Here is an 11,532-nt window from a genome sequence, read left to right as displayed (position 1 = left end):
ATTTGCTCCGTGAGGGAGTTAGACCTTGATGTACTCCAACTGGGCACGCACCGAAAGCTCCGCGGCGTCCCACAGCTTCTCGTCTACGTCGGCGTAGACCTTCTCCACCACGGCACGCGGCTCGACATCGGGTCCGAGCTCGGCGACGGCGTCGCGCACCTGCTGCAGACGCTGCGCGCGGTGTTTGAGGTAGTACGTCGCGGCATCGACCGCCGAGGGCAGCTCCGGGCCGTGACCGGGCAGCACCGTGGCGGCGCCGTACCCCTTGAGGCGCTCGAGCGACTTGAGATAGTCATCGAGGACGCCGTCCGGCCAGGCCACCACCGTTGTGCCGCGACCCAGGATCGTGTCGCCGGTCAGCACCGACTGCTTCTCGCCATCGTCGAGGACGAAGCACAACGAGTCGGCGGTGTGCCCCGGCGTACCGATCACGTTGACGACGACGCCGGCGGCCTCGATCACGTCGCCTTCGCCGAGACCCTCGCTGCCATAACGATGCTTGGGGTCGAGCGCGTGCACCGGAGCGCCGGTCATCTCGTGAAACGCGCGGGCGGACTCGCTGTGATCCCAGTGCCCATGGGTGAGCAGGATGTGCGCGACCTTGCCGGCCTCGGAGCCGACGACGTTGAGGTGCTTGACGTCTTCGGGCCCGGGATCGATGACGATCGCCTCGCCGTTGCCGGGAGCACGCAGCAGCCAGGTGTTGGTGCCGTCCAGCGTCATGTGGTCGGGGTTGTTGGCCAGCACGACCGAGGCGTACGGCGTGACGTCTCGGCGTACTTCGTAGAGCGGATGCTCAGCAGACATGGTGCGCACCACCCTCTTGATTAGTCGGCAACCGAACGGTTCTTGCCGATCTTGATTGCGGTACGGGTGCGAGTGCCGTCCGGTAGTTCGACGTACTCGACCTCACCATCTTTGATGATCTTCGGCTCGATCGGCGTGATCGGTCGCGGCGGAGCGCCGTCCATCGCCTCTTGAACGGTCGAGAACCGGGCAAGGTCCTCGAGGGTCTGGATCGTCGGCGGAAGCATCGGCCGGGCTCCGCTGTGCCCCTCTTCGACGGCCACCCCGGGCTTCACCCATTCGGCATGGTCCGCCTCGCCACCGACGTTGCGCGGCGCGATGCCCTCTGGAAGGGACGTGAGGAAGAACCGAGTGTCGAACCGGCGAGGTTCGCGCTCGGGCGTGATCCAGTGCGCCCACGGCCGCAGCAGGTCCGCGCGCAGCGACAGGCCGCGGCGTTCGAGCAGGTCGGCGAAGGACTGCGAGTGGTCGATCAAGGAGAGCCGCTCGGTCTCCCATTCCTCGCCGCTGACGTCGACGAGGTCGCCGTCGGGTTCGGTGGCGAGCAGGACGCCGGCCTCCTCGAAGGTCTCGCGTACGGCGGCCGCCACGAGGGCGCGGGCGGTCTGGTCATCGCACGTGAACGACTTGGCCCATTCTGCGGGCTCGGGACCTACCCACTTGAAGTGCGCGTCCATATCCCGTGGGTCGACGCTGCCGCCCGGATAGGCCGTCATGCCGCCGGCGAAGGGCATACCTTTCACGCGGCGGACAAGGTAAACCTCAAGGCCATCGCTCCCGTCTCGCACAAACAGAACGGTCGAGGCATGTTTGGGAACTGCGGGCGCTTCTGACATGAAACCTACTTATCTGGGATGGACGCTGTTACTACTACCTATATCCCGTCTCGGGACGAATTCCTATGCATTGCTAAATATCTCTTGCTATACGGCGTCGATTGCTACGCAGACGTCGAGGTTATGCAACCTCGACGATGATCTCGACCTCGACCGGCGTATCACGCGGGAGTACCGCGACGCCGACCGCGCTGCGCGCATGCTGACCGGCTTCACCGAACACTTCGCCGAGGAACTCACTTGCACCGTTGACGACCTCCGGCTGCGACGTGAACGACGGGTCGCTGGCCACGAAGCCGACCACCTTGACGACTCGCACGACTGCGTCCAGTCCCACCAGCGCGTCGACGGCAGCAAGAGCGTTGACCGCGCACATGCGCGCGTCCGTCTTCGCGTCGTCGAGGCTGACCTCGGCGCCGACCTTGCCGCGGCGCGGCAGCTTGCCCTCTACCAGCGGCAACTGACCGGAGGTGTAGACGAGATTGCCGCTGCGCAGCGCGGGGATGTAGGCGCCCGCAGGCGTCGTGGCCGGTGGCAGTTCGACACCGAGTTCTTTCAGTCGATCCTTGACGCTCATGCCATCAACCTCGCTATTGCTTCGGACGTTTCAGGAACGCGACCAGCTGCTCGCCGGTAGGGCCAGGAGTGATGCTCACCAATTCCCAGCCGTCTTCACCCCAGGTATCGAGGATCTGCTTCGTCGCATGCGTCAGCAGCGGCACGGTCGCGTATTCCCACTTCGTAAGTTCAGCCATGACCGCAGTCTAAAGGCAACGTGATTTCGGGGACTTCGTACACCCGCTCTCCATGTCGCGTCTAGGCTCAAGACGTGATCTCCACCAGCCCCCCTCCGTGGTGGAATGACGCACGCCTGCACATCGTCAGCGGCAAGGGCGGCACCGGCAAAACAACCGTCGCTGCGGCGCTCGCTACGGCGCTCGCGGCCGGCGGCCGGCGTACCCTGCTGATCGAGGTGGAAGACCGACAGGGCATCGCGCAGTTATTCAACATCCCGCCACTGCCGTATGAAGAACGACCGATTCTCGCAGCCCCCGGCGGCGGCGAAGTGCACGCGCTCGCGGTGGAACCGGATGAGGCATTGGTCGAGTATCTCGACATGTTCTACAACCTCAAACGTGCCGGCGGCCTCTTGCGCAGGATGGGCGCAATTGACTTCGCGACCACCATTGCACCCGGCCTGCGCGACGTGCTGCTGACCGGCAAGGTCAAGGAAGCCACGACCCGGGTCCGCGATGGTAGTCGGGTGTACGACGCGGTCATCCTCGACGCGCCGCCTACCGGCCGCATCTCGCGGTTCCTCAACGTCACCGGCCAGGTCGCCGAACTCGCGAAGGTCGGGCCGATCCGGCGGCAAAGTGACGGCGTGATGGCCCTGCTGCGTTCGACGCAGACCGCGATCCACCTAGTGACACTTCTTGAAGAGATGCCGGTACAGGAGACCATCGATGCCGCGGCCGAGCTGCGTTCAAGCGGGCTGGACATCGCCTCGGTCATCATCAATATGGCCACCGAACCGGAGTTGCGGCCGGCGACCCTCAAATCGATCCACGGTGACGGCGTACCGGTCAAGAAACTCGCCGCCGGGCTGAACCACGCCGGACTGGACGGGGCCGCGCTCGCCGAAGGGCTCGCGCTCGAGCTGCAGGAGTACGCCGGCCGCTATGCGATGGAACGCCAGTGCCGCGTCGACCTGCCGTCCCTCGGCAAACCGATCACCGAGCTGCCACGGCTGCAGGGACTGATGACGCACGACGCAATCTACGACCTTGCCGACATCATCACCGAGCAAATGACGCACGCCAACGAGCCGGCATGAGTAGGCCCCGCGTCCACCTGCGGCCTCGTGCGGCCAATGCGCTCGACCTGGACGAGCTGCTCGGCTCGGCGTCCACCCGCGTCGTGGTGTGCTGTGGCGCAGGCGGGGTCGGCAAGACGACTACATCGGCATCTATCGCGCTGCGCGCCGCCGACGCCGGACGTCAGGTCGTCGTACTCACTATCGACCCGGCCCGCAGACTGGCCCAGTCACTCGGCATCGACGCACTCGGCAACACCCCGCTCGAGGTCAAAGGCGTCGACCCCAAAAACGGTGGTCGACTGTTCGCGATGATGCTCGACATGAAGACGACGTTCGATGAGATCGTGCTCAGCCATACGACGCCCGAGCGGGCCGAACAGATTTTCGAGAACCCGTTCTACCAGACACTTTCGACGTCCTTTGCCGGGACTCAGGAATACATGGCGATGGAGAAGCTCGGCCAGCTGGTCGCCGCCGACGAGTGGGACCTGATCATCGTCGACACTCCGCCGAGCCGGTCCGCACTGGACTTCCTTGATGCTCCCGAACGGATGGCCCGGTTTCTGGATGGCAAGGTTCTGAAGCTGCTGCTCGCGCCGGCGAAGACCGGCGGGCGCATGTCGATCAAGCTCGTGAGCGCCGGGATGGGAATGTTTACCCGGATCCTGACAAAGATAGTGGGCGGGCAGGTGCTCCAGGACATCTCCGCGTTTGTGGGAGCGCTGGACACGATGTTCGGCGGCTTCCGGGCCCGCGCCACCGCGACGTATGAGTTGCTGCGTCAGCCGGGTACGTCGTTCCTGGTGGTGGCGACGCCCGAGCCCGACGCGCTGCGCGAGGCGTCGTACTTCGTGGACCGGCTGGTCGGTGAGGCGATGCCGCTCACCGGCGTCGTCATGAACAGGGTGCACTACTCGGAAGCAACCGAGCTGCCCGCGAAGAAGGCCCGAGATCTCGCGGACGAGCTATGGCCGAACGGCGAGGACGTCTCCCAGAAGAGCGAGCTCGCGGCCGCCGCGCTGCGCATCCACGCCGACCGGGTTGACCTTGCACTGCGAGAGCAGAAGCTGACCGAGAAGTTCGTCGCGGCGCACCCGGACGTGTCAATCGGTGAGATAGGCGCGCTCGCCGAAGATGCACACGACCTGGACGACCTGCGTGAGGTCGGCAGCCGGCTAGCGGGCGATCGCTAGCTCAGCTGCCCTGAGCTCTTCAAGCGATCTGCTCGGCGGCATTGCTGTCGGACAGGACCGACTTCCACGACTTCACATCGGGATTACGACGCAGCAGCGCGCGACGCTCGCGCTCGGTCATCCCGCCCCAGACACCGAACTCGGTGCGATTGTCGAGGGCGTCAGCGAGGCACTGCAAGCGGACCGGGCAACCAGAACAAATCTTCTTCGCTTTGTGCTGAGCGGCGCCTTGGACAAACAGCGCTTCGGGGTCTGTGCCGAGACAACGCGCCTGAGATGCCCACTCAGAGTCAAACGAGGGCCCGACGCTGGATCCGCGGGTGCGCGGCGAGGTCGTCATATGGTCTCCGTATCCATGGTGCTAGTTGTGATGCAAACCACTTCTGAGCGGCGGGGTAACGCGCACTCGTCGTTAGTTGGCAATAGTTCGTGACTAGTAGTTGACGTGCATCGGCGCCACTAATGACGCAGCAGAGCAAAATAATGTGCCATTTTCGAGATTTTTCTTGGCGACTGCGCTACACGGCCCTTTAGACATAGAGGTCTCGGGCACGAATTACCCGCATTCCACGCAGGTCCGCGTACTCTGTTCGAGTGTCAACTTCCGCGCCTTCGAAGCCTCTAGCGCTCGTCAAACTCGTCGTAGCCATCGCCTGTGGCGGCCTGGTGGTCGCCTTGATGCTCTTCCCTGCGATCGGCGGTGCCGGCATCGCAACGAAGAGCGGCGCAAAGATGGTAGCCGACGTCTCGACGAAGTTCAATGCCCAGACCCCGTCGACGGTGAGCACCGTGCTCGCGGCGGACGGCAGCGTCTTGACGAGTTACTACAACCAGTACCGCACCCCCATCCCGCTGGACCAGATGGGCAAATGGGTTCCGAAGGCGATCGTGGCGATCGAGGACAAGCGGTTCTATCAGCACAACGGGTTTGACACGACGGGCACGATCCGCGCGCTCGCCCAAAACGTGGTGTCCGGCGGCGTCTCGCAGGGCGGCTCGACGATCACCCAGCAACTTGTGAAAAACACTCTGCTCTACCAGGCCAAGACACAGGCTGAGCAGAAGGCGGCGACCGAGCAGACGCTCGGGCGCAAGCTCAAGGAAGCCAAGATCGCGATCGAGCTCGAGAAGAAGCTCTCCAAGGACCAGATCCTCGAGAAGTATCTCAACTTGATGAACATGGGCGCCGGTGCGTACGGCGTACGCGCGGCCGCGATCACCTACTTCGGCGTCGAACCGGCAAATCTCACGGTCGACCAGGCGGCGCTGCTCGCGGGAATCGTACAGAACCCGACGAAGTTCAACCCGTTCAACAACCCTAAGGACGCCAAGAAGCGTCGCGACATCGTGCTGTCCACGATGATCGGCGATGGCACCCTCACGAAGTCGGAGGGTGAGGACGCGATGAAGAAGCCGCTCACCCTCAACCCGGGCGCGAAGCCTGGTCGCTCGTGCTCCGAGGCGCCGAGTAACGGCGGGTTCTTCTGCGACTACCTGTGGACTTACCTGACTAAGACTCTGGGCATCCCGTCCACGCTCCTCAAAGAGCAGGGCCTGACCGTCAAGTCGACGTTTCAGCCGTCGTTCCAGGACGCCGCGACCAACGGCATCCTCGGCGCGAGTCAGGCGCTGGGCAGGAGCTCCGACATCTTCGGTCTCGGCGACCAGCGCATCGCGGTCATGGATGTGCTCGACGCCACCAACGGCAACGTTCTCGCATTGGGAGTCAACAAGAAGTTCGGCAACGACGCCAACGACGCGAGCCAGACATCCAACAACTTTCCAAGCATACTGACCGAGGGCGCCGGGTCGACCTACAAACTCTTCACCGCGGTCGCGGGCCTCGAATCCGGAGTCGGGGTCAACTTCGTGACCGGCGCCAACGCGCCGTACACCTCGAAGAAGTTCAAGAACGGCAACAAGCCGTACGTCGTCAACAACGCCGGTAAATACGCCGCCAACCTCCCGTTGTGGAAGGCCCTCTACCAGTCCGAGAACACCTACTTCGTCGGGCTCGAAGATCACCTCGGCAGCGTGGACCCGGTCGTGGACGCGGCCACCGCGATGGGGCTCTGGGCGCCGGGCGACACGGCAGCCGCGGACAAGGCCAAGGCCGAGCAACAGGGCTCCTTCACCCTCGGTCCGCTAGCGACCAATCCGCTCCGCCTTGCCGTCGCGTATGCCACAACCGCGAACCGCGGCACGCGATGCGAACCGGTACCGGTCACCGACATCCTCGGCCCGGACGGTCAGCCGCTCATCAATCCCAAGACTAAGAAGCCCTACTTCACGCCCGGCACCAACTGCACCGCCAACGCCATCCCGCCGGGCGTCGCCGACACGATCAACGACATCCTCCTGAAGGACGTTATGCCCGGCAACTCGGGGCAGACCGCCGCACGGGCGTACACCGGCGACGGACGGCAGATCGCCGGCAAGTCCGGCACCGCGCAGGACAACGCGTCGTACGCGTTCGTCGGCTACACCCCGCAGGTCGTCGCGTCGGTCATGGCATTCAACCCCAAGAACAACGACCCGCTGCCCTCTCCCGGTGGTGGCGAGGAGGGCTTCGGTGGCGGCTACCCAGCGATGATGTGGAAGCTCGCGATGCAGAACATCCTCAACAGCTACCCAAAGATAAGTTTCCCGCCCGCGGACCCGAAGGTCGAGGCCGGCAACACGGTCAAGAACCCGGTCGACTGTGTCGGTAAGACTCCCGCCCAGTGCAAGTCTGATCTTTCCAAGGCCGGACTCAAGGCCGCCGACAGCGGTACTCCGGTCGACAATGGTTCGGTACCTGCGGGACTTGTCGGTGCGCAGTCACCGGCGGCCGGGCAGCCGATCACACCTGGCTCGATCGTCACCTACAGCATCTCGACTGGCAAGGCGCCCGCCGGTCAGCCGTGCGCCGCGGGACAGGATCCGGCAACCGGTTGTATCCCACCGACTACCCCTACACCCAACCCGGCGCCAACCCCGTGCCAACCGGGTCAGGATCCGGCGACCACCGGCTGTGTCCCGGGCGCTCAGCCCGGCGGCGCGCAGCCGGGCGGCGCGCAGCCGGGCGGGTCTCAGCCGGGCAACAACGGCAACGGCAATGGGAACGGCGGTAACGGAAATGGGAACGGCAACGGTGGCTAGCGAATACCCGATCGAATCCGGGCGGGTCGCATGAGCGCTCTCAAGGACACCCTCCAAGCCGACCTCAAGACCGCCATGAAGGGCCGAGATACGGTCACGACCGCGACCTTGCGGATGGCGCTGACCGCCGTACGCAATGAAGAGGTGGCCGGCAAGTCGTCGCGTGAGCTCGCCGACGACGACGTACTCAAGGTGCTGGCCCGCGAGCTCAAGAGGCGTCGCGAGTCAGCGGAGGCGTACGACGACGCGCATCGGCCCGAGCTCGCCGACCGCGAACGCGAAGAGGCAGCCGTCCTTGAGCGCTACCTGCCTGCCGCCATGAGCGACGAGGACCTGACTCAGGTTGTCGCGCGGGTCATCGCCGAGGTCGGTGCGAGCGGAACGGCCGATATGGGCAAGGTCATGAAGCCCGCCCAGGCGGCGGTAGCCGGTACGGCCGACGGCAAGCGACTGTCCACCGAAGTACGCCGACAGTTGTCCGCCTAGATGACCCGATCTTTGCTTCGAGCATTCGGGGCGCTCACAGGCATCGGCGCGGCGACGCTCGGCTATGCGACGCTGATCGAACGCAACTGGTTTACGCTGCGCCGCTTCGACGTACCGGTGCTCGCGCCTGGGAGCGCACCGCTTCGGGTGCTTCATCTGAGCGACCTGCACATCACCGCCGACCAACGCAAAAAGGTCGAGTGGGTGCGAGCGCTCGCGTCCCTCGAGCCCGACCTCGTCGTTTCGACCGGCGACAACCTTGCCGGCATTGACGCGATCCCCAACGTGCTTCGCGCCCACGAGCCGCTGCTTCAGTTTCCCGGCGTGTTCGTGTGGGGCAACAATGACCATCACGCGCCGGTCCCGAAAAGCCCGCTGCGTTACTTCATTCCGGACAAGACCAAGAAGATGCGCGGGCCGCGGATCGACCTCGCTCCCCTGGCCGCCGGTTTCGAGAGTGGTGGCTGGGTCCAGCTCAACAACGCCACCGGATCACTTGACGTGGATGGCCGCAAAGTGTACTTCGGCGGAGTCGACGACCCGCACCTCAAGCGCGATCGTTACGTCAAGATCGCCGGGCCCGCGGATGCGTCGGCGGACCTGCGGATCGGCGTACTGCACTCGCCCGAACCACGGCTTCTCAACCAGTACGTCGACGACGGCTACGACCTGCTGCTGGCCGGGCACACTCACGGTGGCCAGTTGCGAGTGCCGTTCTACGGCGCGATCGTGACCAACTGTGGCATCGACCGCGCGCGGGCCCGCGGGCTGTCGACGTGGACCTCGCCGGGCGGCAACGTGAGTCCGTTGCATGTCTCCGCGGGCCTCGGCACGTCGCCGTACGCGCCGGCCCGGTTCTGCTGCCGGCCCGAGGCCACGCTCCTCAACCTTCGCCCCCGCTAAAGTCACCTTCCCGCGATCCGCGCGAAGTCGCGCTTCGTCGTCGCTACCGCTACACAAATGTCCGGTTCCGCAACGCCGGCGACGAAGTCTTGCTGCCAAACGGCACATACGTGGCCGAACGGATGGCGGGACTTTCCCGACGGATGACCGGATTTTCGTGACGGATCGGCGGACTTTCGTGACGGATCAGCGGACTTTCGTGACGGATCAGCGGCGTACCAAAAAAGGCCCGTCCGGAGAGAGCCGGACGGGCCTTTTGGTTGTTGGTCGGGGTGACAGGATTTGAACCTGCGGCCTCTTCGTCCCGAACGAAGCGCGCTACCAAGCTGCGCCACACCCCGGTGCGAACAACCTGCAAAGTCTACATGCCGACTTTGTCGGCTGAAACACGACCCATCCGCCGATGGCAACACCCGTTGCCGGACGTTAGGCGATCGCTCGGGTACGCCGAGGCTAGCCGGGGATTGCATTCAGGATCGGCTTGAGGAAGTCGCCCGCGACGTTGACGGCGGGCGTCGAGCTGTCGGCACCGACTAGCAGTACGGCGAATGCGAGATCCTTGTAGGTGGCGACAAACCAGCCGTGCGAATGCGTGCCGTCACCGAACTGCGCCGTACCGGTCTTGCCGGCGAGCCCACTGATGTTCTTAAGCTGCTTAGCGGTGCCACTGGTCACGACCTCGGTCATCATCGAGCGCAGCGCCGGCAGGACGGCGGCCGGCATCGGCGCGGGCTTCTGGTCGGCCGTGGCCGGCTGCCCCACGATCAGGTCCGGCGTCGGCGTCTGGCCGGTCACCACTGACGCGGCGCATAGAGCCAGCCCGAACGGGCTGACCACGACACTGCCCTGGCCGATCGCGGACTCGACTTGTTCGGCCGCGTTGGTCGTCACCGGGACCTTGCCGGTCAGCGTCGTCAGGCCCGGCGTGGTGTAGTCGACGCCGATCCCGCAGCCGAGCGCCGTGTTGTGCAGGGCGTCGCCGGGAAGTTTAGACGCGAGCGCGGCCATCGTCGTGTTACATGACTGCGCGAACGCCGTGTGGAACGGGATCTGGCCGAGGTCGAACTTATTCTCGTTGGGGATGGTGCGTCCCTCGATCGTCGCCGTACCCGGGCAGGGCTCGATGCTGTCCGCGGTCGCGACGCCGGCAGAGATGATCGCGGTTGACGTGACGATCTTGAACGTCGAACCCGGCGGATACTGCCCCGTGAGCGCGATCGGGCCCTCGGCATTCGCGGCGTCATTCTGCGCAACCGCGAGCACCGCCCCAGTCGACGGTCGCAACGCCACGATCGCGGCCTGCTCCGGAAGCTTCTCGATTGCCAGCTGGGCCGCCGATTGGATCGCCGGCTCCATCGTCGTTTGGATATTCGGCAGTGTTTCGAGGCCGCCCTCGGCCAATACGCTGCCCGTAGCGCCCTTCGCGTCGACGAGCGACACCCGCCAGCCTTGGTGTGCCTTCACCTCTTTGTCCGAGAAGGCCTTCAGCCCGGTGAATACCGGGGAATTCATCGCTGAATCGACTGTCAGCAGCCGGTTTTGAATCGAAATCGACACGCCCGCGATCTGCTGCAAGGCACCCAGCACCGGATCGGCGTCCGCGGAGCGCAGGGTGACGATCGCGACGACCTTGGTCGGGCTCGCCGCCAGCTGCGCCGCAATCGAGTCGGCGGTAATGGTCGGGTCGAACTGGTTGAGTACGCCGGCAAGAGCGCTCGACGTACCGGCCGGATCGGTGACCTGAGTCGGGTCGACCTGTACGACGTCGACGGTCTGCTCGCTCATCAACGGTTGGCCGGCGCTGTCGGTGAACGTCGGCCCGGCCGGCGCGACCTTGTCGTAGGAGAGTGTGGTGTCCGCGGTCAGCGCCGGGTGTACGTCGGCGGGGCTCCAGATGACGTCCCAGTCGCCGTCCTTGCCTGCCTTAAGGGTCGCCGGCACGTTGTAAGCCCAGACCTGCTTGTTGCCGAAGTCCCACGATGCCTTGAACGACACTGACGCGGACGACTTGCCCGACGGCGCCGTCGCGACGCTGAAGCTGACCTTCTTCGCCGGAAGAGCCTTAAACACGGCGGCAAGCAGCTTCTTCGCTTCTGCGGGCTTGTCGGTCAGCTTCGACGCGGCGGACGCGTCCTTCTTGGACATCGCGGCAGCAAAGCCTTTAGCGACACTCGCCGCTTCGGACCGGTCGATCCCATCCTTCGAAGTCGACGTACACGCGGCGGTCAAGACGAGGAGCAGCACGCCGAACAAAGAGACAAAGGTACGGCGTTTGGCGGGCACTCGGTTCCTCTCACGCACGGTCGCTGGCGCTGTCCAGTATGCCTGACCAGGCGTGAGCCAGTAG

Annotated in this window: 11 protein-coding genes and 1 tRNA gene; 5 read left to right on the top strand and 7 right to left on the bottom strand. The window is 64.9% G+C overall.

Features of this window, described 5'->3' with window-relative positions; genetic code table 11:
* Window positions 1-18: 18 nt before the first annotated feature.
* From CLV47_RS05760 to CLV47_RS05745, 4 genes are all read right to left on the bottom strand, one after another.
* On the bottom strand, window positions 19-807 hold the full coding sequence (locus CLV47_RS05760) for an MBL fold metallo-hydrolase (protein ID WP_106348185.1): 789 nt from the start codon (window positions 805-807) through the stop codon (window positions 19-21).
* Window positions 808-827: 20 nt separating this feature from the next.
* Window positions 828-1,643, bottom strand: coding sequence for an NUDIX hydrolase (locus tag CLV47_RS05755; protein ID WP_106348058.1), 816 nt, complete (start codon window positions 1,641-1,643; stop codon window positions 828-830).
* A gap of 121 nt (window positions 1,644-1,764) precedes the next feature.
* Window positions 1,765-2,220, bottom strand: coding sequence for a RidA family protein (locus CLV47_RS05750; protein ID WP_106348057.1), 456 nt, complete (start codon window positions 2,218-2,220; stop codon window positions 1,765-1,767).
* A gap of 13 nt (window positions 2,221-2,233) precedes the next feature.
* On the bottom strand, window positions 2,234-2,398 hold the full coding sequence (locus CLV47_RS05745) for a Sp36 family protein (protein WP_106348056.1): 165 nt from the start codon (window positions 2,396-2,398) through the stop codon (window positions 2,234-2,236).
* 74 nt (window positions 2,399-2,472) lie between these two features.
* Here CLV47_RS05745 and bagA point away from each other — a divergent pair, with 74 nt between their 5' ends.
* Window positions 2,473-3,480, top strand: coding sequence for an ATPase BagA (gene bagA / locus CLV47_RS05740; protein WP_106348055.1), 1,008 nt, complete (start codon window positions 2,473-2,475; stop codon window positions 3,478-3,480).
* A complete protein-coding gene (gene bagB, locus CLV47_RS05735) occupies window positions 3,477-4,655 on the top strand; it encodes an ArsA family ATPase (RefSeq protein WP_106348054.1) in 1,179 nt (392 codons plus the stop codon). Before bagA ends, bagB begins: the two co-directional genes overlap by 4 nt.
* Before the next feature lie 19 nt (window positions 4,656-4,674).
* On the opposite strand, the gene CLV47_RS05730 is transcribed toward bagB, so the two are convergent.
* Window positions 4,675-4,995, bottom strand: coding sequence for a WhiB family transcriptional regulator (locus tag CLV47_RS05730; protein WP_106348053.1), 321 nt, complete (start codon window positions 4,993-4,995; stop codon window positions 4,675-4,677).
* A 254-nt stretch (window positions 4,996-5,249) separates the two neighbouring features.
* Between CLV47_RS05730 and CLV47_RS05725 the strand changes: the two genes are divergently transcribed.
* The 3 genes from CLV47_RS05725 to CLV47_RS05715 are packed head-to-tail and all read left to right on the top strand — an operon-like array spanning window position 5,250 to window position 9,185.
* Entirely contained in the window at window positions 5,250-7,796 is a 2,547-nt protein-coding gene (locus CLV47_RS05725) for a transglycosylase domain-containing protein (protein WP_146135296.1), read from the top strand.
* Between the two features lie 30 nt (window positions 7,797-7,826).
* Window positions 7,827-8,282, top strand: coding sequence for a GatB/YqeY domain-containing protein (locus tag CLV47_RS05720; protein ID WP_106348051.1), 456 nt, complete (start codon window positions 7,827-7,829; stop codon window positions 8,280-8,282).
* A complete protein-coding gene (locus tag CLV47_RS05715) occupies window positions 8,283-9,185 on the top strand; it encodes a metallophosphoesterase (RefSeq protein WP_106348050.1) in 903 nt (300 codons plus the stop codon). It begins immediately after the preceding gene.
* A gap of 264 nt (window positions 9,186-9,449) precedes the next feature.
* Here the strand turns inward: CLV47_RS05715 and CLV47_RS05710 are convergent.
* A tRNA-Pro gene (locus tag CLV47_RS05710) sits at window positions 9,450-9,526 on the bottom strand.
* 112 nt (window positions 9,527-9,638) lie between these two features.
* The gene (locus tag CLV47_RS05705) at window positions 9,639-11,468 is read right to left on the bottom strand and encodes a penicillin-binding transpeptidase domain-containing protein (RefSeq protein WP_177557492.1); all 1,830 of its coding nucleotides are present in this window, start codon (window positions 11,466-11,468) and stop codon (window positions 9,639-9,641) included.
* Window positions 11,469-11,532: the final 64 nt, after the last annotated feature.

The organism is Antricoccus suffuscus, assembly GCF_003003235.1.
GTDB classification, from domain to species: Bacteria; Actinomycetota; Actinomycetes; order Mycobacteriales; family Antricoccaceae; genus Antricoccus; species Antricoccus suffuscus.
This window is presented reverse-complemented; position numbering and strand designations above follow the sequence as displayed.